The organism is Flavobacterium micromati, from assembly GCF_900129585.1.
GTDB classification, from domain to species: Bacteria; Bacteroidota; Bacteroidia; order Flavobacteriales; family Flavobacteriaceae; genus Flavobacterium; species Flavobacterium micromati.
On sequence record NZ_FQWF01000012.1, the window covers coordinates 1 to 23,436 of the forward strand.

Below are 23,436 nucleotides of genomic sequence, written 5' to 3' on the forward strand. Positions count from 1 at the left end.
AGTTGGTACAACTACTTCATCTTCTTTTTTTTATCATTTTAATTTGTTTTATATATATTTACAAAGTACTAACATTTTCAGGCAAAACACTACCGTAGGTTTAGTTCAACAGCGGTTTTGCGAGATTGCGAAATAAGTGCAAAATTCAAGTTTATCTTTCGCAAGAAATTTTATCTTAGCAGAAAAATCTCGGTTCCGAAGTTCGCAACCTCGCAAAGCTGCAAACCGTCAGGCTGTGAATTTACCCCACTTTTGCTCAAATTAATTCAATAACTCCTTTCCTATTCGCACAAAACTCGCTTGTAAGCGAGGCGGTTTTTAGAGATAGAAATAATTGTTTGATAATTTTGAACTCGCAGAAGAGCTTAAAAAAGGTCGCTATGATCAAGGCATACCCTTTTGGTGGGTATTTTGCATTCCATTTCTGGATTTTATCAATTAAATCGGGAATTCCCAGAATATTCATCGTGCGTTTGATGTTGTACACGAGCATGATTAAACTGTGTTCGCCATTTACTTTTTCAAGTCCTATTAAATTGGTGTGATTATAACCCCATTGCCTTTTTATAGTTCCAAAGATATGTTCATTTATCTCTTGTCGTTTGCGATACAATTGTGGGTTTTCCTGATAGCGTTTGTTGTTTTCTTCAACAGCTTGGGCGTACTCGCTGCGGTCTATTTCCCTGCCAGCAGGTCTTGCTGTACAAAGATGTTTCGCGGGACATTCCTTGCAAGAGGAAGTTCGATATTTCTTGAATTGATAACCGCTTTGTTCTGTTCGCCCACTTTTTTTATGCCATCTTCCTGTAGTTTTTAAAGTTGCTCCTTGGGGACAGGTGTAAGTGTCATCGGCTTTATTGTAGATAAATTTGGCTACTAAATAATCTGGTTGCGTGACACTTTCTTTACTTGTGCCTGGCGTAGGATGGGCTACAATGGTGGTGATGTTATGCTTTATGCATTGGGCAATTTCCCTTCCATTGTGGTAGCCTTTATCTACCAAAGCGGTGAAAGTATCTACGCCCAAGTTTTCTTTTGCTTCCAAAGCGATAGCTCCTAAGGCGTTAAGATCATTGCGATTTATGGTGTGGGTAGCTACAATTAAATTGTGTTTATTATCCACTGCTGCTTGGATATTGTAACTTATCTCAACTACTACTCCTTGAACCAAAAGCGCGCGAGCATCTTCATCGGTGGTACTTATCTGAGCAGATCCACTCTCTTCTAGTTTTTTTTGCAGAAGTTCATAGTCTAGTCTATTCTTCTTTAAGCGTTCTATTTTCTCTTGAATATTAGTTACTTTGACACTGCTATCTTTTAAGTCATTTTGAGCTAGTTGGGTTAGATATTCTTCTGTCTTTTCTTCAATGCAAGCCAAGTGTTTGTCAATTTTCTTTTGATTAAAATTAGCTTTCTTACTGTTATGCGCTCTACTTTTTGTACCGTCAATTGCGATGGTTACCAGCAAGCAGGTCGGCATCTTTCAAAAAAGAAACAAAGAGTTTGAATAGTTTTCTAAGCCCAGCTGGGTTTTGTTTTCTAAAATCAGAAATACTATGATAATTTGGGCAAATAGCCTCTAAAAGCCATTGTAATTCGATATTGCGAAAGCACTCTTTTTCTAACTTTCTAGAACTTCTAAGGCCATTTAAGTAACCGTATAAATAGATTTTAAGAAACAACTTAGTGTCAAAACTGGGGCGCCCTTCGGATTTTATAGTTTGTACCGTAAAACCAAGTGCTTCAAGTGAGATATGCTCTACAAAAGCTTCAATAAAACGTATGGGATTATCTGAGGCGATTTTATCTTCTAAACTACTTATTTGTAACTGTTGACGCGATATTCCGGAGATGTGTTGCATCTTTAAATGTACAAATTTTCTCGCTTATATCCAAAATAAAATACTATATTTGATGCAAATAAAACGGAAGTTTTTTCACGGACTGCCGTTATGGGCAATGCTAACAGACACCGCTAATAGACGCCGTTGCTAGACACTTATGAAGACAGAAAAGAAATACATTCAGACAATAATTTCAGCTAATAATGACAATAGTTTAGCAGTTTTCGTTGGTGCGGGAATCTCAAAAAGTTCAGAAACAAAAACAGTAAAGCTTCCTTCATGGAATGACTTAATTGAAGATTTAAAGGATGAATTAGAAATAGAAAATGAAAGTGATTTTTTAAAGATTGCTCAACTTTATTATTTAGCCTTTGGTGAATTTATTTACTACAAAAAACTTAAGGAATATTTTCCTGAACACATTTCTCCATCTATAATTCACAAGCTAATTTTTGATATTAATCCCCATGTTATTATTACTACAAATTGGGACAGTCTATTAGAGAAAACAATACAAGAGAATGCCTATATATATGATGTGGTTTGCTCAGACATTGATTTGGTCAAATCATCCTTACAGAATAAACTAATAAAGATGCATGGTGATTTTAAAAATCATAATATTGTTTTTAAAGAAGATGATTATTTAAAATACAACCTCTTATTCCCTTTAGTTGAAAATTATGTAAAAAGCATTCTTTCTACACATACTGTTGTGTTTATTGGTTATTCATATAATGACACCAATTTAAAACAGATTGTAAAGTGGATTCAAAATTATTCTAACGTGAAACCGCCAATGTATTTGATTACATACAAACGCAATGACAATCAAATTAAATACATGGAAAATCATGGAATTACAACAATAGTTCTCGAGGAAACCGATAACGATAAATTTCAAATAAAAGACGACTTAGACGATTATTCAAAAAAAATGCTCACGTTTCTGTCAAGAATATTGACAAAGGATGAAGTAAATGTAGCTAACAACTCAATGGAAACGATTGATTTCATTCTAAACAAGCTTGAAACCTTAAACGAACTAGATGGTATTCTTATTGAACAAATACAAATTGCTTTAACAAATTGCGGCTACATATACGATGATGATTCTACGCCTATCTTAGAATTTTATGATGAACTTTTGACTTACGATATAAACAAACCAATTAGAGCAATACACGAAAAATTTAGAGAAATTCTATACGGAATTGAGCATGATACAAAGAAACCTTTGCCTAAGATTCTTAAAATTTTTGAGATTTTACGTAAAGCCAGAATCAAGGGAATAGTTATTTCAAAAAATGATATTAAAAACCATGATAAAGAATATATTGCATTTCAAGATTATTTAAAAATTGAAGATTTAGATGAGAAGAATGTTTACTTTGACTTTGACTTTAAAGTTTTAACAAAGCAGGATTCTGAATTGGATGAAATATTTGAGTTAGCCCTTAAATTAAAAAATTTAGATAAGATAGAAGAAGCGTTTGCACAAATTGAAGACACAATAAAAATTTGCTTAAAGCAAAGAAACTACACGAAGTTATTCATTGCAATGTTTAACCGAAATATTTTGTTACATAAATTAAAATTCAGCTTTAGTCATTTTGAAACACAAGACAAATACAAAAACATTAAAGAATATAATTTAAAAGAACGTTATCAAAATCTGACTAAGGATTTAAAGTTTGCATTAGAACCTATTTATGAGTTTGTTGATTTTTCTTTCCTTTACAGATACGCCTATAGGGTCTCTAATGATTTAAGAAAAAAGGAAGAAGACAAAAGAACAATAAAATCAGGTGGCATGATTTTCAACTCCGATGTTTATCAATTTTCATCCAAGCATGAAAACCTTGTGAATTTTGTTTTGAAAAACAAAATAATGATTGAGGATTATAACGAATATAAGTCAATCAATAAATCGTTTGTAAGCATTGCCTTAATCAGACAAATCCAAAAGGAAACTGTTACTCTTTCAAAAACAGAATTGTATTCCTGCATTAAATACATTGACTATAAGGATTTGCGTATACTGTTTGACGAATATTACGACAAGAACTCGACAAACAAAGGGAAATTAGAACTTGATGAAGATTTAAAAGGTTGGCTAATCAATACAGTATTTGAAAATATAACAAAGCAATATTTATCATCAGAAAAACCTTTCAACGGTTTTGAACATTATATTAAAAATACAATGTTCATTCTTTCACTTTTAAAGAACAATAAAGAAGACGCAAAGCGTATTTTTGCAATAATTAGTAAAATATTAAAAGACGGGAAAAATACGCTAACCATATTTGAATCTATTAATCTGTTTATGGGGATTCAGCATAATCTTTATAAGCTGAAAATAGACAAGGAATTTTTGATAAATATGATTGAAACTTTTATAAACAAATTAGTGTATAAAAAATTTACTGGACACGAATACATTGCCTTAACACGCAACGAACTTTCCAATCTATATGGTTACGCTAGTTTAGGAAAAGTGGTGTTTCAAAATGAAGTAATAATTGACAAGTTACTTACTGAAGTAAAAACATATGCAATTTCAGAAAAAATACAAATCACACAAAATTTCATCTTAAACATTTACGAAATTTCAACTCCAAAAATCAAAGATAAAATCAAGAGGTTTACATTATCCATTAACATTAATGATGAAGAAGAAATTGAAAAGCGAATCATCTTTGAAAATACTTTAGTAATCTTTGACTTTAAAGAGTTATCAACGGAATTGGCACAATTGACAGAAACGTATTTAGAACAATATAAAGATGGAAGTAGATTCTCTACAATTTTGTATATGTTAGACAGCCAAATTGACTATTTGATTGCAAATAAAAGTGTAACGGGCTTAGAAAAAATTTCTGAAATATTAAAGACCGCTATAAAAAGACATAAAGAAAGTAATAGAATGGCAATATTTTAAAGAAAAAGAAGCACATGCCTATAACAGCTAGGATTTCGTTGCGTTCGCCGCGGCCAACGAACACCCGAGCGACAGCGAACGGACGAAGTAATGAACCCGCGGTTGAATCCTCCGCAGCGGACAGGCTGGAACCGATTACAAGCCGTCAACACTATGGAGTTATCGTAAAGTATATTAATGAATATCAAGAGGATTTAGAGTCCCTTTTTTTTTGCGGTACAAAAAGGTCGGTTTTTCTCTTGTTTTCCTTTCCCCAAGTTTCGGGATTAGTTACAACTTCCCTTACCCATAAAGTTAACTTATACAAGGACTTGAGCTGTGGTTATCGCCAAGATACCATCCCGACACTACGGGAGGAGGACCAAGCTGGTCAAAACCAGCTTTTCTATGTAAATTGCCTGTTATGCAGCAAGGGCATTTGTGTAAAAAAATTTAAGAAACAGCTTAGTGTCAAAACTGGGGTGGCCTTCGGATTTTATAGTTTGTATTGCAAAACCAAGTGCTTCGAGTGAGATGTGCTCTACAAAAGCTTCAATAAAACGTATGGGATTATCTGAGGCGATTTTATCTTGTAAACTACTTATTTGTAACTGTTGACGCGATATTCCAGATATATGTTGCATCTTTAAATGTACAAATTTTCTCGCTTACATCAAAAATACTATATTTGATGCAAATAAAACGGTAGTTTTTTCACAGACTGCCGTTATTAGCAATAAGCGGACGAATTCCGAATCGACAAATAGACAACTTAAAAAACAGACAGATTAAAACAAAATCAATTATCCTAACAGGACTTTGCCTCCTAACACTATCAATATTCCTTTCTTCTTATATCACTAAGAAAACAATGAATAATTCTAGAACAGAAGAGTACGCAATTGTTGACGTCATCCAAAGTGGTAAAAGAAATTATATTCGTGTGACAAAAGGTACTGAACCAGCAACAGAAAATGAGTGGAAAAAGGAAAAGACCGACGATCGTGAAGATTTTACGCCCGTAATTAAAGTTTTAAATCAGCTTAACGAACAAGGTTTTGCCTACACTACTATAGGTGGCGGAACAATATTAATGTATGGTGAGCCAAGACATACTTTTATGTTAGTAAAAAAAATAAAATAAACTTTTTCGGCAGGCGCATAAGCGAGACGTAACTGTGTGCCGCTTAAAGCACAATACAGAGGTCTTGCGTCAGCGGGATTTTAAAGTAGAAAATAGTTTTAAAACGTCTTACTAGAAAAGTTAAAAACAACTTTTAGTCCTCCGTACACTTATGACGGAAAAAATTAGTCTAACTTTTTTGATACTGCCACAATTAGTTTTTGCTCTTTTATATCATATTTCTCTTTTAAATTCTCAGAGCTTCGGCTCCTAAGTGATAGCTAAAATTTAAGGTCGTATTTTTGATTGAAATTATTTAGTCAGAATTTAAGTTGTCTTTGAGGCTTTAAATGATATATGTTACATCCTAAAATCTACAAACTTTCTTGGTTTTGTACGTAATAATTTGGCTATATTTCTAAGAAATAAAACTAAGGTTTTTTCACAGACTGCCTTTAGCAACAAGCAGAGTGAAACAAACATTATAACTAATAACAATCCTATTTTTGACTTTTACAACATTTTATAAAAGTCAAAATAAATTGACTGAATTTTTCATTTAAGACATTGAATTTAAACTGATCTCCGCAAATGTCCATTAAAAAACTTGATTGCTCTATGATCCCCGAAAGCTATCGGGGCTGACTTCGAAGTCTTTTATCTTTTAATTAAAATACTACCTCTGGTTCTCCGCTCATCAATATATACTGGTTGGCTGCGAAGCCGGACACGTTCGCAGAATAGGCACGGTTTTTCTTATAGATTTAGATGAGCGGATTCATCTGATAAATCAAGAATAAAGTGTTAGAAAACAATCAACAATTGTTAGTGAAACAGTGTGTTTTTTCAAAATCAAAATCTCGAATTGTTGATAACTATTAGTTTTTTGCAACAGCCTGAATATTCACATTTTTTTAAAAGTTATACTTTTGTTTTATCATGCCCCAAAAAATTATCGCAATGAGTATTTTTAAAAATAAAAAAAATTGGAAAAAAGTAATCGCAATTTTTATCGGAATTCCAATACTATTTCTAGCCATAATAACATCGGTCATTACTCTTAAAAAAGATGGCATTGTTCAAGAATTACTAGCAAATACTAACAAAGATTTTAAGGGAAAAATTGAATTCTCAGGAACAGAAATTTCGCCTTTTGAAAACTTTCCATATATTTCAATTGATCTAAAAAATTTTCAGGTTTTTGAATCCAAAGAACCTACCGAAAAAGCTATTATTAACCTTCAAGATGTTTATATAGGTTTTGATTTATGGACCATAATTAGCGGCAAATTTGATATTAAAACCATAAAATTAGCTAATGGTAAAATCAATATTATACAGTATAAAGACAATACATTTAATTTAGTAAAAGCTTTTGAACCGGTAAATGAAGTTGTTGATTTAGAAGAAGAATTTCATATAGATTTACAAAAAATCAAAATCAAAAACGTAGATATTCTAAAAACCAATTTAGTCGATACATTAACATTAGAAGCGTTTATTGATAAAGCCGAAACTTATTTCAAAAAAGATCAGACACAAATAAAAATGCGCTTAGACGCTGCTTTTGTGTTCAACATCATTAAAGATAAAGACACCACTTTTGTTAAAAACAAACATTTTGAGTTAGCAACCGACTTTTCATTTCACAAAAAAACAAACATTTTAAAATTTGAACCTTCAACAGTAAAATTAGAAAATGGGCTTTTTGGTATGCACGGAAGCATTGATATTGACGATGAATTTAATATGAATTTAGACTTTACGGGTAAAAAACCTAATTTTGATTTGTTAATTGCTTTTGCTCCAGAAGACTTGATTCCAACTTTGCAAAAATACGACAATCAAGGTGAAATCTTTTTCTTAGCCACTATTAAAGGGAAATCGTCTAACGGAAATTTACCGGCTGTCGAGGCAAAATTTGGTTGTAAAAACGGCTTTTTTGACAATACCATCACCCACAAAAAACTGGACGGATTGGCTTTTAATGCCTATTTTACAAATGGTGCCAAAAGAAATTTAGAAACTAGTGCTTTTTTTTTAAACGATTTTACTGCAAAACCAGAAGCAGGTAGGTTTAAAGGAAATTTAAAAGTAATAAACTTTGCTTCTCCAGAGATAGATTTGAAATTAGATTCTGATTTTGACTTAGAATTTATTTCTAAATTTTTAAATTTAAATGACTTGTCCAATTTAACAGGAAATGTGCAATTAAGTATGAATTTTCATGATATTATAGATTTATCTCAACCCGAAAAGAGTTTGGAAAAATTCAATCAATCCTATTTTTCAGAATTATTAATTACTAATTTAAACTTTAAATCAGACAGTTATCATTTGCCCGTAAAAAATGTAAACTTAAAGGCAACCATGGATGGCAATAATTTTAAAATGGAGTATTGTCGTTTGCAACTTGGAAAATCAAACTTAGAAGTAAGTGGAAAAATTAATAATGTTCCTGCAATAATTCATCAAACAAACGGCGAAGTACTCTCTGAAATACACATTAAATCAAAATTATTAGATTTCAAAGAATTAACCACTTTTGATACTATAAAACAAAAACCTTTTGATGAAAAAGTTCGAAATTTAAAATTAGACTTAGCATTTAACGGCGCAGCAAATACTTTTTTACAGTCAAATTCGTTGCCAATAGGCAGTTATTTTATTCAAGATTTTTATGCCAAATTAGAAAATTATCCACATGCATTTCACGATTTTAATTGTGTTATAAAAATTGCAGAAAACGAAATTGCCGTCTCTAAATTTGATGGTAAAATTGATGAAACCGATTTTCATTTTGACGGAAAAATAATAAATTACAATCTGTGGTTGGCCGAAAAAAAAATGGGAGATACTCAATTGGAGTTTGATTTAGTTTCTAACGAAATTCATTTTAAAGATTTATTTTCTTATAAAGGGAAAAATTTTGTTCCAGAAGAGTACAGAAATGAAGACATAAAGCAATTAAAAATGCACGGAAGAGTAGCGCTACATTACAAAGATTCACTACAATCTACCGATTTTTATTTAGACGAATTTAAAGGGAAACTAAAAGTACATCCCATAAATTTTGAACAATTTAAAGGAAATATTCATGCCGAAAATAATATATTACAACTAAATAAAATTTCAGGAAAAATTGGTAAAAGTAACTTTTTATTGAGCGGAAAATATCACCTAAAAAACAACGAATCTTACAAAACAAACGGTGATTATATCAACTTTCAGTCAAGTTATTTAGATTTTGACGAATTGATTAGTTATCAAGAAACACCTACAAGTTCAACAAAAAAAATAGATCATGACAAGGTGTTTAACTTATTTGAAGCTCCGTTTAAAAATATGACTATAGAAGCTGTTATTAGTCATTTAAATTACCATAAATATTTAATTAAATCTTTGCATGCCAAGGTGCGATTAAAAGAAAACCATTTTGTGTATTTTGATGATTGTCACTTTAATGCAGCTGGAGGTTTGGTGAACGTCAAAGGATATTTAAACGGTTCCGACCCTAAGAATATTTATTTGAATCCCGATTTAAAAATTCAGAAAGTAAATCTAGATCAAGTGTTGTTTAAGTTTGATAATTTTGGACAAGATAAAATGGTTTCTGAAAATTTACACGGTATTTTTAGCGGAACAATCAAAGGAAAAATTTTATTACATACCGATTTAACGCCAAGAATTGACGAGTCACATTTACAAATGGATGTTGTTATAGAAAACGGAAGATTAGATAATTTTGGTCCTATGCAAGCTTTGGCAGATTTCTTTAAAAATAAAAATTTATCTAAAATTTTGTTTGATAAACTGGAAAATCGATTGCAATTAGAAAATGGTAAGTTAATTTTGCCTAATATGGTTGTTAATTCTTCTCTTGGTTTTATTGAACTTTCTGGAAAACAAGACATGAAATTGAATATGGAATATTATTTACGAATTCCATTAAAATTGGTAACAAATGTAGCGTTTCAAAAACTTTTTGGTAAAAAACCAGAAGAAGTTGACCCTAATCAAGAAGATGAAATTATATCTAAAGATCCCAATAAGAAAATAAATTACATGAATTTAAAGATTGCAGGAACACCTGATGACTTTAAAATTTCAATGGAAAAAAACAAAGAACTTAAAAAAGGAAAAGGTTTTAAAAAGAAGGAAACTTTTTAGTTTGAAGATATAGAAATCAGCTAAGAATAACTCGCTTCCAAATATTAACATAAAAAGCAGTGAAATTTGTTTAGGTACAATGGCTTTTGAAAATCAAAACACACACCCTCAGCTCTACGAAGTTTAACTGCGGCTCTTCGCTGGTCTCTGACTCGAAGCCTTTTCTCTTCTAATCAAAATAATACCTCCTAGTTCGCCGCTTATCAATATAAATTGCGTGACTGCGAATTCGGAGACCTTCGCAGAGCAGCCACGGTTTTTCATATAGACTTAGGGGAGCGGGTATATGTCTTTTAGAGGTGAGGAAGATTTGTCTGCGGGATGAAGTTTTATTCTCTGTTAAACTTAATATGATTTGGAAATAATCTAGCGGTTTTTTTAAACCGCAATTTTTCATCTTCTATATCCAAATTAATTCTTTGTTATCGTATGTTATATTAACATTACAGAAATTTCCACAACTCCAAATTTCACTTATTTCTGAGAAAAATACGGAAGTTTTATTAAGATTATTTTTATTATCAAAATCTCGAATGATCAGGATCAAGAGGCAAGGAAACCTAATTTTTTACAATACATATCGAGTCGTATCATTAGTGTTTTCCTTCACTTTTGAGCGTTGAAAAGCTTAAACATTCTTGTGCCAATTTTTGATTCTTATTTTATTAGATTAAAATCTACTAAAATGGCACTTAAAAGTATTAGCTTCTCTTATAGCTTTTAAGGTTACTTTTTAACCCTTTCTGACTTCAATACATTACATATCAATTGTTTATCTTTTAATAAAGTTTTTTTTTATTCTGAAAAACTAATATATTTACATGATTTTAAATCAAAATTAGTTTGGATAAGGTTTTTTCTTTGAAAGCAATTAAACAAATTAATATTACCTCTTATTTTAAATTATACCCCGATTTAAATGAGAAAACGGCAAAAATAAACAGAAAGCAATTAAACATAAACAATTTGAAGATCGCTTCCAATTGCATTAAACCACTTAATTCTACTGTTTTTGATTGCGGAACCATATTCTATACTGATAAAAATAGATATAATTAACAAGCAAGATTATCGACCTAACGGCTTTCAAATTGTAAAGCGGAATTATAGATTGAAACTACTAGACTTTGCAAAAGATTTTAATTTTTTTTGAAGATTTAAGAAGTTTAAATGAATAAATCGTATTAATAAATCTATCCATTTTGAATATAAATCGAATTAGAATATAGAATTGCTATAAATAAATATTTCACCCTTTAAAAATTAAAATCATGGTAACAACAAAAACATTAAAATCCACAGCATCATTGGATGGAAAAAGTAAAGATGCAAATGTAAAAACACCTAACTATTGCTCATTAATCGAATTGCCGGAAAGAGTGTTTGCTCCTTCCGTAAGCATGCACCGAATGGAATTGATCCAGCTGATTATGAAAAAATGGCTCAACGGGACTACACTCAAGTATTACTTTTTTAACGGAAGCAGCGACGGATCTCCTGCAACCTGGAAAGGAACAGCATCACAAATTGCCAGCGTAAAAAAAGGCTTTAATACATGGAAGCAAGAAGGAATCGGCTTGATTTTCGAAGAAACGAACGACCGTAATGAGGCAGAAATACGCATTGGTTTTCTACGTGGCGATGGAGCTTGGTCGTATGTTGGACGGGATATTATCGATCAAGTTCCTTCACCTAATGAAAGAACGATGAATTTTGGTTGGGATATTTCAACTGATGTGGATACTACGGTTCATGAAATAGGTCACACACTTGGCAGTCCACATGAGCACCAGAATCCGCTTGCAGGAATTGTCTGGAATGAAGAAGCAGTTTATACTGCGCTGGCTCAACCACCAAACCGATGGTCTCGTGAAAAAACATTTCACAATATTATACGAAAATTGCCTATTGGGGAAGTAGAAGGATCAACCCACGACCCGAATTCGATCATGCATTATCCATTCGGCCCAGGTCTGATCTTGTCGCCTACGGAGTTTAGAAACGGCATTACTCCTGCAGGTGGGCTTTCCGCAAAAGACAGAGAGTTTATTAAGAAGTTTTATCCACCGATTGCCGCTGCTGACTACATCCGTTTGGAACTAAATCAATCCAAACCGATTAATGTAAAGCCTGGTCAGCAAAAAAACTTTACGTTCAAACCAACCCGTTCCCGAAAATATACGATTGAAACATTTGGAACTATGGATATGGTGATGGTTATATTTGAGAAAACGACCACAGGAGAACTATATCTTTCAGGAGATGATGATAGCGGAAAGGATTACAATGCAAAAATTAATATGCGCCTAATAAGGGGCCGGGAATATATAATCCGAGTGCGGCTATTTTACGCTGGGGAAGAAGGAGCTGGTTCACTTATGATTTTTTAAGATACCATTAAATTACAATACAATTATATTCTTTCCAAGAGTTTTTAAACCAAACTAATTTTCGATTAACCTTTCTGGTGTTACAATCGTCATGATTCCAAGGGATAAACCCTTATCCTTTGGAATTTTTTAAAAATCCAATTATTCATTCCTGTGATGCTAGAATTTAAAAAATATCCAAATAAGTGTTACAAACGATTTTTTGATATAGACTAGATAGAGTTTCTGAAGAGAATTCATTTGTGGTTTTTTTTGAGAATTATACATAGATTCTAAAGAATTGCTCTTTCACAATAATTTGACATGGGACATGATAATTGTAGCAGAAATAAATAATATAAAAATTCAAGGATTTATCAAAAAAACAGGTGTAATATTAGCTATCTACAATTTATGCTTTTTTATAAAGCAACATCAATTTAAATAAAAATGGAAACAATAACACAATTGATTATCAAAATCTGTATCGAAACAATCTTGATTTCGGGAATCTTAGGCTATTTATTAAACAAAAGAGAAGAACGAATGAAAAAAACTATTGAAGAAGAATTCAACAAGCGAGGGACTTTTTTTACTGCTCGGTTCAATTTTAAACTGAGGTCTCTTGAGGAATTACTAGCCCCCATTATGCTGCAATTAATACGAAGTAAACTTACTCTTAAAAAGTATGATGCCAATAATGAATTTCGCGAGAAAATCTTAAAAGAATGTAATGAAACCATTTTAGATTTACTACTTACGAAAGGTTTTTTACTGCCTACTGAATTGATACCGCATGCCGAAGAATTTATTAACCATTACGATAATTGGTTACAAGAGTACAAAAAGAGAAGGTTAGATAACAACGATAAAGAAACTCGTTTAGTTTTTACTTATGATTTTCCGCATAAAGCTGAAAAGGTCTTTAGAGAAAAATTTGACACTTACCGCAAGGAGTTAGAAATAGAGGGGTCATTGAACTAAAATAAAAAATAATAAAAAACTTCATTATGGACTTTATTACCATCACAATAAATAATGATGGTTATGTCGTATGCTTTTTATATCGGACTTTTTTTGTTGGTAAGTAAAACAAATAATATTTTAAAAAAATAAAAGTGACGCATTTTCATAGTCTGACTTTAGCAACAATTACGCAAAGTAAATGTTTAGAAACGTAAAAAGATTTATAAAAGCACTTACTAAAAAGCCAATTAACATTTAGCTGGCTTACGATAATAAATTTAAATTTAATTTTTATAAATAAGTAGTATCGGTCACTTGGCCAAAGATGACCTAAAATCATTTTCAAGTTTTATTGCAATTTTTTACTAATTTAGTGGCTCGAAATAACAGATTTTAATACTAATAATCTTTACTAAATTATGAAATCAAAATACTTACTCCTACTCTATTTATTTCTTTCTATTTCATTTACAAATTATTCCCAGAATGAAAAATCCAAAGACTTTAAAGTAGAATTCGAAAAATTTACTTTAAAAAACGGATTACAAGTTATTCTTCACATTGATAGATCAGATCCTGTCGTTGCAGTTGCGTTAACAAGCCATGTAGGTTCAGCCCGAGAAAAAGTGGGCAGAACTGGATTTGCACATTTATTTGAACATTTACTTTTCTTAGAATCGGAGAATTTAGGTAAAGGAGGATTGGATAAAATGAGTGCTAGAATAGGTGGCGAAGGAGCAAATGGCTCGACGAGTCGTGACCGAACTAATTATTTTCAAACTGTTCCAAAAGATGCATTAGAAAAAATGATATGGGCTGAAGCCGACAAGTTAGGTTATTTTATTAATACTGTTACCGAACCGGTTTTAGCCAAGGAAAAACAAGTGGTGAAAAACGAAAAAAGACAGAGCTATGACAATAGACCTTACGGGCACACTTCTTCTGTAATTTCGAAAAATTTATACCCTGAGACACACCCTTACAATTGGGAGGTAATTGGTTCACTAGAAGATTTGCAAAATGCTACTTTAGAAGATGTAAAAAGTTTTTACAATCGCTGGTATGTTCCTAATAATGTTACATTGACTATTGCTGGAGACTTTGATGTCAATCAAACAAAAATATGGGTAGAAAAATACTTTGGAGAAATAAAGCGAGGTCAAGATATTCCAAAAATAGAGAAACTAGCGGTGACCTTGACCGAAACTAAAAAATTATATTACGAAGATAATTTTGCGCTTTTACCACAACTCACGCTGACTTGGCCTTCTGTTTATGAATACCATCCAGATAGTTATGCGCTAGAAGTACTTGGTAATTATCTTTCTAAAGGTAAAAAAGCACCGCTTTATAAAAAACTTGTTGAAGATAAAAAAATCACAGATGCGGTAGATATTTATCAATACAATTCGGAAATCGCGGGACAATATATGTTAACTGTTACCGCATTTGAAAAAACCAATCTAAACGCGGTAATGGATGGGATAAATGAAGCATTCAAAGATTTTGAAACAAATGGAATTTCGCAACAAGATTTAAGCAGAATCAAAGCGGGTCAAGAAACAGCTTTTTATACCAATCTATCTAGTGTTTTGGGGAAAGGTTTTCAACTCGCACAATATGAGATTTTTGCAGGAAACCCAAGTTATATTACCCAAGATGTACAAAATATTCTTGCAGTAACCACAGAAGATGTGATGCGTGTGTATCAGAAATATATCCAAGGCAAAAACTTTATTGCCACTAGCTTTGTGCCAAAAGGCGAATCGGATTTAGTTTTAACTGGGTCAAAACTTGCAACAGTTGTAGAAGAAAAAATAGTTGAAGGCAAGGAAGATGCTTTTGATTCGAGTATTGAAGCAACTTATCAAAAAACGGCATCATCATTTGACCGTAGCGCGGAACCTGCTTATGGTGAAAGTCCCGACGTTAAATTACCAACGGTTTGGAAAAGTAAATTATCATCAGGTTTGCACTTAATAGGAATTGAGAATAATGAAGTGCCGCTAGTTCAATTTCAATTGCAAATAAAAGGCGGCATGCTACTTGAATCAAATGAAAAAATAGGCGTTTCAAATATGCTTGCCGAATTGATGACAAAAGGCACAAAAAATAAAACTCCAGAACAATTAGAAAACGCTATCGAAAGTCTGGGGGCAACAATTAATGCATACGCTACTGATGAAGGCATTATTATTTCTGGAAATACATTATCAAAAAACTATAATGCAACAGTTGCGTTAGTTGAGGAAATAGTGTTGCAGCCTCGTTGGGATTTAAAGGAATTTGATTTGATTAAACAAAGTACACTGAGTCAAATCCAACAGCAAAAAGCAGATCCAAACAGCATTGCTAGAAATGAATTCAAAAAATTAATTTATGGCAACGAGTCGATATTATCTCATAACCGCATTGGCGACGAAAAGAGCTTAGAAAACATTACAATTGACGATTTAAAAAAATATTACACGGCAAACGGTTCACCAACTATCTCTCTATTTCAAATTGTAGGTGCTGTTCCTAAAAATGAAGTTATAAAATCGTTATCTACTTTAAATAAAGAATGGAAATCTAAGGTCGTAACATTTCCAAAAATACCAGTTACAAATACAATTGCTTCATCAAAAATCTATTTTTATGATGTTCCAGGTGCAAAACAGTCCGTAATTAGAATAGGTTATCCGGCTCTTGCAGCAACTGATGCTGATTTTTATGCAGCAACGATATTGAATTATCGTTTAGGCGGAGGTGGATTTGCATCACAACTCACACAGCAACTGCGCGAGGGAAAAGGGTACACGTATGGCATAGGATCATCATTTTCAGGTTCTAATAACAAAGGTGCATTTAGTATTGCTAGTGGAGTTCGCTCAAATATTACTTTCGAATCAGTGAGTTTAATCAAAGAAATCCTAAACGATTACGGTAAAAACTTCAACGAAAATGACCTTGATGTGACTAAAGGATATTTAATAAAAAGTAACGCTAGAGCTTTTGAAACATTAGATGAAAAGCTGGGGATGCTTTATAATATAAGCAATTATGGATACAAGGATGCTTATGCAAAGGACCAAGAAAATATTGTAAAAAATATTTCGATCTCAAATGTCAAACTACTTTCAGATAAATATTTAAACGCTGATAAAATGATTTATTTGATTGTAGGTGATGCTGAAACGCAGTTGGAAAAACTGGAGCAAATAGGTTTTGGGAAACCCATTCTTTTAAACGAATCAGCGGTGAAATAGTACGTGAGTGATTAGATTATTTTGTTGATTCATACCGCCGATCTCAACTAGCCCAGATCGAAATGAAAAGCCCGGACTGCAAAAAAATAATTTTTCTTGTCCTGAAAGAGCGACTGAAAGAAGCTCCTTTCAGGACTTAGAAAAATATTTTTATAAAGGAGGACTTGTAATGGAGTGCTGGATTAGCTTCAAAAAAAACTATTCGGCCATTTCATCATATCGTTGCGGCACTTGAGGATCATAAAGAGCACATTTGAATTCTTCCATGATGCTGACCAACGCATCCATGGTCTTGCCCTCTGTACCGTAGCAATCAATTTTTATGCTTTGCGGAGTAGATCTGATATGAAAAGCTCCAACTCCACTGTTATTTTTCCAACTTCTGTCATCTACTTTTTCCCATTTTGAAAAAACTGACGCGATTCTATTGAAGATCACCTGCACAGGAAGCGCTTCTAGCCCGTCTATGTCAATTTGCTCTTCGCAGATGTCCTCATAAACTTCGTGGTGGTTTAAATAAATTCCGTCACAATAATTCCAAAAAAGTAATTCGTACATGTTAAAAAAGTTGAGTATTGAAAACTGCCAGTCAAAATCTAGCATTGTTCAATGGATTATTTAATATTCGAAAGTTCCGTATTCACTGGAAATTGTCAATTGCTTCTTATTCGATGTAACAACTCTACCTACAATTTGGGCATCAACATTAAATGATTTGGAAATCGCAATTATATCGTGAGCTACACTTTCTGGGACATAAATTTCCATACGATGTCCACAATTAAATACTTGGTACATTTCTTTCCAGTCTGTTTTGGATTGCTCTTGGATCAGTTGAAATAATGGAGGCACTGGAAATAAATTGTCTTTTATAATATGCAAATTATCTACGCCTTCTTGATCAGTGGGAAGAAAATGCAAAATTTTAGTTTGTGCGCCTCCACTACAATGCACCATTCCATGAATTTCGGTAGCAGTATATTTATCTAAAATTTTCTTGATAATGGGAGCGTACGTTCGTGTTGGCGAAAGCACTAATTTTCCAGCGTCTATTGGAGAATTCTCCACTTTATCAGTCAATTTTATTTGACCTGAATAAATTAAATCTTCTGGAACGGCCGCATCGAAACTTTCCGGATATTTAGCTGCGAGGTATTTTCCAAAAACATCATGTCGCGCTGATGTTAATCCGTTACTTCCCATTCCACCATTATAACTTTTCTCGTAAGTTGCTTGTCCAAAAGAGGCCAAACCTACAATTACATCTCCTGCTCTTATATTGGCATTATCAATTACTTTGCTGCGTTTCATGCGAGCAGTGACGGTTGAATCGACAATGATTGTGCGAACAATATCGCCCACATCAGCCGTTTCTCCGCCTGTAGAATGAATGGTTACTCCATAAGAATCAAGTTCTTTTATTAATTCCTCGGTACCATTAATAATTGCTGAAATAACATCAGCTGAAATTAGATTCTTGTTTCTGCCAATAGTTGAAGAAAGTAAAATATTATCTGTCGCACCCACGCATAATAAATCATCTATATTCATTATTAATGCATCTTGCGCTATGCCTTTCCAAACTGAAATATCGCCAGTTTCCTTCCAATATAAATAGGCCAACGAGGATTTTGTCCCTGCTCCATCAGCATGCATTATCAAACAATACTCATCGTCTTGTGTTAAATAATCTGGGATGATTTTGCAAAAAGCCTGAGGAAATAAACCTTTATCAATATTTTTAATGGCGTTGTGCACGTCTTCCTTGGATGCTGAAACGCCACGCAGCGCATATCTTTTTGAAGTATCTGAACTCATTTAATATAATTGTGAAGCCTGCCTTTAAGCAGATAGTTGTGTGGGGCAAATATAATTATTTTTTTTGGGTTTTGATTGTGATGTTGAACAAGCATTTACTGAAAATTGCCTTCAATAAAAACAAATTGCAATTACGTTACCAAAATAAAAAAGAGGCCACGAAGGCCTCTCTTAAAATAGTAAGTAAAAAATTATTTAGTAAACAGCAACTCTCTATATTTAGTAAGAGTCCATATTTCATTGTCAACTAACAATTCTAGTTTATCACAATGGTTCCTAATAATTTCAAAGTACGGTTTCACTTTATTACAATATGCTTCTGCCATTTCTTGAGCATTCGTAATATTATTTGCAATCTTTCTTTCATTAGTCATTTCAGCTACTTTAGAATTGATTCCTTCAATATGACCCGAAATTTCTTTTATTAGAAAAATTTGTTCTTTGGCAATATTTTCAAAGTCTTCGCCAAAAATATCCTTCAATCCTTTAACATTTGTAATTAACGTATTTTGGTAACGAATTGCTGTTGGAATTACATGATTTTTTGAAATATCACCTAAAACCCGACCTTCAATTTGTATTTTTTTAGTGTATTCCTCTAGTTCAATTTCGTAACGTGCTTCAACTTCAACATGATTCATAATATTCAACTCTGAAAATAAATCTAGTGATTGCTTTGATATCCTAGCTTTCAGTGCTTCGGGAGTAGTTTTTAAATTACTCAAACCTCTGCTTGTTGCTTCAACTTCCCATTCCTCACTGTAACCATCACCTTCAAAAAGAATTTTTTTAGATTGCTTGATGTATTCTCTAAGGACATTAAATATCGCATCGTCTTTCTTCATGTCTTTCGATTCAATCAAAGCATCAACTTCGATTTTAAAATCCCTTAATTGTTTTGCAACTATAGCGTTTAATGTAGTCATTGCATTTGAACAGTTGGCATTTGAACCTACGGCTCTAAACTCAAACTTGTTTCCTGTAAAAGCGAAAGGTGACGTTCTGTTTCTATCAGTATTGTCCAATAAAACATCTGGAATTTTACCCACGACATTTAGTTTTAAATCGGTTTTTTCTTCAGGAGATAATTTGCCAGCAGTTACGCCTTCTAATTCAGCTAAAACTTTTGTCAATTGCGCACCAATAAACACCGAAATAATTGCTGGAGGAGCTTCATTAGCACCTAGTCTATGGTCATTGCTTGCCGATGCTATTGCGGCTCTTAGTAAAGATTCATTGTCATTTACCGCCTTAATTGTATTAATGAAAAAAGTCAAAAACTGTAAATTACTCATTGGTGTTTTACTTGGACTTAGCAAGTTTACACCAGTATCAGTTGCTAGCGACCAGTTATTGTGTTTACCTGAACCATTTACTCCTTTAAAAGGCTTTTCATGAAATAAGACTTTAAAACTGTGACGTTCAGCTACTTTTTCCATTACATCCATCAATAAGCAATTGTGATCCACGGCAAGATTTGTTTCTTCAAATATTGGCGCTAATTCAAATTGGTTTGGTGCAACTTCATTATGTCTTGTTTTTACTGGAATACCAAGTAACATGCATTCTTGTTCAAGATCTCTCATGTATAAAAGAGCTCGAGTAGGAATAGAACCAAAATAGTGATCATCTAGTTGTTGACCTTTGGCTGATGTGTGACCAAGTAAAGTCCTTCCAGTCATCATAAGATCAGGACGAGAATTAGCTAAAGCACTATCTATTAAAAAATATTCTTGTTCCCAACCCAGCGTTGCTGTTACTTTTTTTACATTTTTATCAAAATATTTACAAACTTCGGTCGCAGCATCATCCATAACCATTAGTGCACGCAAAAGTGGTGTTTTATAGTCTAAAGCTTCGCCGGTATATGAAATGAAAACCGTAGGTATACATAAAGTGGTACCAAAAATAAATGCAGGAGATGTAGGATCCCAAGCAGTGTATCCTCTGGCTTCAAAAGTATTTCTAATTCCTCCATTGGGAAAACTAGATGCGTCTGGTTCTTGTTGTACTAATTGCGCACCACCAAATTTTTCTACTGGATCACTACCATCATAAGAAGTTTCGAAAAAGGCATCATGCTTTTCAGCAGTTGAACCTGTAAGTGGCTGAAACCAGTGCGTATAATGTGTCACTCCTTTTGAAAGTGCCCATTCTTTCATACCCATTGCAATATAATCAGCTAATTTCCTGTCTATTTTTGTTCCGCGCTGAACGGCGCCTTGGACTCCTTTGAAAGCATCAGAAGTTAAATATTGTTTCATTGCCTTATCATTAAAGACATTTGAACCAAATATTGCAGATTTTCTATCAATCTCTTCAAATTTAACTGGATTTCTAGTCGAGGCTTCTCTCAAAGCTTGGAAACGTAATGTTGACATAAATGTTGATTATTTAATTAGACCCCTATTATTTTGTTGCAAAGATAATTTATTTATCATATTTTCCACAATCAACCTATAAATTTTAATGGATCAAGACCTGTTTTTATCATATTAACAAAAAATAATGCTAAAAATTAGCACATCACAAATATAGGAGTTTTATTTTTTTTTACGAATGGTGTTATTTATATCAAATAGTAAGGATATGATTTTAACATTAATTATTACTCAAAATTTAAAAACCAAAAAGTATCTTTACAAAAATATTTAAATATTTAAATTTATGATTGTCTGGATAATTTTTCTGACCGCCGTTTTTATATTCCTAGCTTTAGATCTAGGAGTTTTCAATAAAACCCCACATGTTATTAGTAGTAAAGAAGCAGGAAAGTGGACTGCAATATGGGTAGCTCTATCCTTTATGTTTTCAGGGGTGGTGTATTGGTTATATTCAACTAATTACATAGCAAATCCTGATGATCTAAAGCCAGCAGCCGCCGCCATAAAATACATAACCGGCTATTTAATAGAATTGTCTTTGAGCATAGATAATATTTTTGTAATTGCATTAATATTTGCAGCTTTTAAAATACCACCAAAATACCAGCATCGCGTTTTATTCTGGGGTATTTTAGGTGCAATCGTTTTTCGAGGTCTGATGATATTTTTTGGCGTAATGTTAATCAATAAGTTTACTTGGATGACCTACATATTTGGTGCATTTTTGATTTATACGGCGATGAAAATGTTGTTTAGCGGCGAAGATGAGCAATTTCAACCTAAAAAGTCATTCATATATAGAGCTTTGAAAAAAATTATGCCAATATCGAACCACATGGATAAAGAGCATTTTTTTGTTAAGAGAAAACATATTACTGCCGCAACTCCACTTTTTGTATCGCTGGTAGTGATTGAAGTTATGGATGTCGTTTTTGCCATTGATAGCGTACCAGCGATTTTAGCAATTACTAGTGATCCATTTCTCGTTTTTAGTTCTAACATATTTGCTATTTTAGGGTTACGATCTATGTATTTCTTCCTAGCTAATATGTTGGCAAGATTCAGTTATTTAGAATATAGTTTAATTGCCATACTAAGTTTTGTAGGTCTTAAAATGCTTTTACACGATTTTATAAAATTGCCTGAGTGGTTTTCACTGGCATTTATAGCGCTTTCTCTAATTTTAGGAATTGTTATCTCGCTGAGAAAAAATAAAAAAGAGATTGTTTAAAAACATAAAAAAAGGGAAATCATACGATTTCCCTTTTTTTATAATTAACGATGAGATTACCTGTTCGTTTTGACATTAGTATCATTAATTTTAAATCTTTTAATTACAGCATGATAATCCGAAAAGTCTGCTTTGTTATTAATTGATCTAGAATTAGGTCCACCTGAATTAATTCCGTCATCGCCCGCTATAATTACTATTCGGAATGTTTTATTTAATCTAAAACTTGGTTGCAACTGCTCTAACGGAAAACTTGCATCAACGAATATTGTAAATCTATCTAATGAAAAGTTAAAATTATATTGTGCTGAACCACCGGCAAAATAATAAAGTTGTGGCAACAAAGCCCATGTATCAATACCATTATTTGTGTTGACTAATTCATAAACTAAAATATTGTCACCTGAAAAAATTTTTGGTTGCAATGGAAATGTTACTTTGTAGTTGTTATTTGAAGTAAAACTGATTGTTTCTTCAAAAACTTCACTGATCGTATTGTTTTCAACAACTTCTGTGATCTCTGTAACTTCTGTGACTTCGCAACTTTGAAGCATCATCATCCCGACGAAAACTAAAAATAAGGTAATTTTTTTCATTTTAATAGCTTTTTATATTTGTACTGAATTACGCTATTCATGAACTATGCCAAAATTTATTTTGATAAATTTCATACTTTTGGAAAATGGAAAAAGAACTTAAACTACACATGGTGATGATAGGCTGTAAGCCAAAGGGTCGTTTTACGGAACAGCACGATATATTTTTTGGAATAGCCTCTAGTCTCAAAGAATTGATTCCAAGTATGAATCTTTTTTGGCCTGAAGCCAAAGGACAAATTCATATCGATGCGTGGAGAGAAGTTTCTGTGGTTGGTAATTATTCGATCGAAATTATTTCTAAAACAGTAGAGATAAATGCGACAGAAGAAAAATTATTCTTCATCAATTTAGGTGGTTACAAAGAAAACGAGTTTGAAGAATATCATTATAAAATGGTAACGGTTGCAGAAAATTTGGCTTTAGCATCTAAAGAAGCTAAAAAATCAGCATTTTTCAAACATTGCGGATTTGAAGGAGCTACTTCTCACATCGATGATAAATACGGAATTGATGTTGATGATATTTATAATGTAAGTGATATGCTTGCAGAGCATTACAAAGAACAATACTCTATAAAAATAATAAAGTCGGAGACAACTTTAGAGCAAAACCCTTTACATATTGGATATGTAAAATTGAGCAAACTACTAAAAGACTAATTTTTAAATTCAAGTTTTAACATGTTTTGTTACTTTTTTAATAACTCTTTGTGAGATGTTAGTTAATTGGATTTGTAGTTTTATAAGTCTAAAATTAATTAA

The 23,436-nt window shown here is 32.5% G+C and carries 15 protein-coding genes and 1 pseudogene; 8 read left to right on the forward strand and 8 right to left on the reverse strand.

The window, feature by feature from the left end; translation table 11 throughout:
• Window positions 1-256: 256 nt before the first annotated feature.
• Together BUB42_RS12860 and BUB42_RS16765 are read right to left on the reverse strand one after the other, a co-directional pair.
• Complete coding sequence (locus BUB42_RS12860; RefSeq protein WP_084118345.1) at window positions 257-1,480, reverse strand: transposase; 1,224 nt, start codon at window positions 1,478-1,480, stop codon at window positions 257-259.
• Window positions 1,446-1,862, reverse strand: a complete 417-nt coding sequence (locus BUB42_RS16765; protein WP_073021069.1) for a transposase — start codon at window positions 1,860-1,862, stop codon at window positions 1,446-1,448. Before BUB42_RS16765 ends, BUB42_RS12860 begins: the two co-directional genes overlap by 35 nt.
• A 139-nt stretch (window positions 1,863-2,001) precedes the next feature.
• Between BUB42_RS16765 and BUB42_RS12870 the strand changes: the two genes are divergently transcribed.
• The gene (locus tag BUB42_RS12870; RefSeq protein WP_073021072.1) at window positions 2,002-4,788 is read left to right on the forward strand and encodes an SIR2 family protein; all 2,787 of its coding nucleotides are present in this window, start codon (window positions 2,002-2,004) and stop codon (window positions 4,786-4,788) included.
• A 294-nt stretch (window positions 4,789-5,082) separates the two neighbouring features.
• Here the strand turns inward: BUB42_RS12870 and BUB42_RS17010 are convergent.
• Both BUB42_RS17010 and BUB42_RS12875 read right to left on the reverse strand, forming a co-directional pair.
• A pseudogene (locus BUB42_RS17010) lies at window positions 5,083-5,217 on the reverse strand (IS91 family transposase); the annotation flags it as partial.
• On the reverse strand, window positions 5,190-5,411 hold the full coding sequence (locus BUB42_RS12875) for a hypothetical protein (protein ID WP_073021075.1): 222 nt from the start codon (window positions 5,409-5,411) through the stop codon (window positions 5,190-5,192). The pseudogene BUB42_RS17010 and the gene BUB42_RS12875, both read right to left, overlap by 28 nt.
• A gap of 227 nt (window positions 5,412-5,638) precedes the next feature.
• On the opposite strand from BUB42_RS12875, the gene BUB42_RS12880 reads away from it, so the two are divergent.
• The 5 genes from BUB42_RS12880 (at window position 5,639) to BUB42_RS12905 (ending at window position 16,643) form a co-directional block, all read left to right on the forward strand.
• Window positions 5,639-5,911 (forward strand): hypothetical protein, encoded by a 273-nt coding sequence (locus tag BUB42_RS12880; RefSeq protein WP_073021078.1) that lies wholly within the window; start codon window positions 5,639-5,641, stop codon window positions 5,909-5,911.
• A gap of 939 nt (window positions 5,912-6,850) precedes the next feature.
• The gene (locus BUB42_RS12885; protein WP_073021350.1) at window positions 6,851-10,060 is read left to right on the forward strand and encodes an AsmA-like C-terminal region-containing protein; all 3,210 of its coding nucleotides are present in this window, start codon (window positions 6,851-6,853) and stop codon (window positions 10,058-10,060) included.
• A 1,271-nt stretch (window positions 10,061-11,331) separates the two neighbouring features.
• A complete protein-coding gene (locus tag BUB42_RS12895) occupies window positions 11,332-12,450 on the forward strand; it encodes a M12 family metallopeptidase (protein WP_084118347.1) in 1,119 nt (372 codons plus the stop codon).
• Window positions 12,451-12,879: 429 nt separating this feature from the next.
• On the forward strand, window positions 12,880-13,413 hold the full coding sequence (locus BUB42_RS12900; RefSeq protein ID WP_073021083.1) for a hypothetical protein: 534 nt from the start codon (window positions 12,880-12,882) through the stop codon (window positions 13,411-13,413).
• A 401-nt stretch (window positions 13,414-13,814) separates the two neighbouring features.
• Window positions 13,815-16,643 (forward strand): M16 family metallopeptidase, encoded by a 2,829-nt coding sequence (locus BUB42_RS12905; protein WP_073021086.1) that lies wholly within the window; start codon window positions 13,815-13,817, stop codon window positions 16,641-16,643.
• 198 nt (window positions 16,644-16,841) lie between these two features.
• Here BUB42_RS12905 and BUB42_RS12910 read toward each other — a convergent pair whose 3' ends face one another.
• From BUB42_RS12910 to BUB42_RS12920, 3 genes are all read right to left on the reverse strand, one after another.
• The gene (locus tag BUB42_RS12910) at window positions 16,842-17,201 is read right to left on the reverse strand and encodes a hypothetical protein (protein WP_073021089.1); all 360 of its coding nucleotides are present in this window, start codon (window positions 17,199-17,201) and stop codon (window positions 16,842-16,844) included.
• A gap of 60 nt (window positions 17,202-17,261) precedes the next feature.
• A complete protein-coding gene (locus BUB42_RS12915) occupies window positions 17,262-18,461 on the reverse strand; it encodes an AIR synthase related protein (protein WP_073021091.1) in 1,200 nt (399 codons plus the stop codon).
• 191 nt (window positions 18,462-18,652) lie between these two features.
• On the reverse strand, window positions 18,653-20,842 hold the full coding sequence (locus BUB42_RS12920) for a glutamine synthetase III family protein (RefSeq protein WP_073021094.1): 2,190 nt from the start codon (window positions 20,840-20,842) through the stop codon (window positions 18,653-18,655).
• A 286-nt stretch (window positions 20,843-21,128) separates the two neighbouring features.
• On the opposite strand from BUB42_RS12920, the gene BUB42_RS12925 reads away from it, so the two are divergent.
• Window positions 21,129-22,076: a TerC family protein gene (locus BUB42_RS12925; RefSeq protein ID WP_073021097.1), complete on the forward strand. Its 948-nt coding sequence runs from the start codon at window positions 21,129-21,131 to the stop codon at window positions 22,074-22,076.
• Window positions 22,077-22,132: 56 nt separating this feature from the next.
• Here BUB42_RS12925 and BUB42_RS12930 read toward each other — a convergent pair whose 3' ends face one another.
• Entirely contained in the window at window positions 22,133-22,672 is a 540-nt protein-coding gene (locus tag BUB42_RS12930; protein ID WP_073021100.1) for a hypothetical protein, read from the reverse strand.
• Between the two features lie 86 nt (window positions 22,673-22,758).
• On the opposite strand from BUB42_RS12930, the gene BUB42_RS12935 reads away from it, so the two are divergent.
• The gene (locus BUB42_RS12935; RefSeq protein WP_073021103.1) at window positions 22,759-23,334 is read left to right on the forward strand and encodes a DUF1543 domain-containing protein; all 576 of its coding nucleotides are present in this window, start codon (window positions 22,759-22,761) and stop codon (window positions 23,332-23,334) included.
• The last annotated feature ends 102 nt before the right edge of the window (window positions 23,335-23,436 follow it).

Coding starts and splice junctions, on each gene's coding strand:
- BUB42_RS12870 (WP_073021072.1), top strand. CDS start 2,002: ATGAAGACAGAAAAGAAATACATTCAGACAATAATTTCAGCTAATAAT.
- BUB42_RS12905 (WP_073021086.1), top strand. CDS start 13,815: ATGAAATCAAAATACTTACTCCTACTCTATTTATTTCTTTCTATTTCA.
- BUB42_RS12920 (WP_073021094.1), bottom strand. CDS start 20,842: ATGTCAACATTACGTTTCCAAGCTTTGAGAGAAGCCTCGACTAGAAAT.
- BUB42_RS12910 (WP_073021089.1), bottom strand. CDS start 17,201: ATGTACGAATTACTTTTTTGGAATTATTGTGACGGAATTTATTTAAAC.
- BUB42_RS16765 (WP_073021069.1), bottom strand. CDS start 1,862: ATGCAACACATCTCCGGAATATCGCGTCAACAGTTACAAATAAGTAGT.
- BUB42_RS12895 (WP_084118347.1), top strand. CDS start 11,332: ATGGTAACAACAAAAACATTAAAATCCACAGCATCATTGGATGGAAAA.
- BUB42_RS12900 (WP_073021083.1), top strand. CDS start 12,880: ATGGAAACAATAACACAATTGATTATCAAAATCTGTATCGAAACAATC.
- BUB42_RS12880 (WP_073021078.1), top strand. CDS start 5,639: ATGAATAATTCTAGAACAGAAGAGTACGCAATTGTTGACGTCATCCAA.
- BUB42_RS12915 (WP_073021091.1), bottom strand. CDS start 18,461: ATGAGTTCAGATACTTCAAAAAGATATGCGCTGCGTGGCGTTTCAGCA.
- BUB42_RS12885 (WP_073021350.1), top strand. CDS start 6,851: ATGAGTATTTTTAAAAATAAAAAAAATTGGAAAAAAGTAATCGCAATT.
- BUB42_RS12925 (WP_073021097.1), top strand. CDS start 21,129: ATGATTGTCTGGATAATTTTTCTGACCGCCGTTTTTATATTCCTAGCT.
- BUB42_RS12930 (WP_073021100.1), bottom strand. CDS start 22,672: ATGAAAAAAATTACCTTATTTTTAGTTTTCGTCGGGATGATGATGCTT.
- BUB42_RS12860 (WP_084118345.1), bottom strand. CDS start 1,480: ATGCCGACCTGCTTGCTGGTAACCATCGCAATTGACGGTACAAAAAGT.
- BUB42_RS12935 (WP_073021103.1), top strand. CDS start 22,759: ATGGAAAAAGAACTTAAACTACACATGGTGATGATAGGCTGTAAGCCA.
- BUB42_RS12875 (WP_073021075.1), bottom strand. CDS start 5,411: ATGCAACATATATCTGGAATATCGCGTCAACAGTTACAAATAAGTAGT.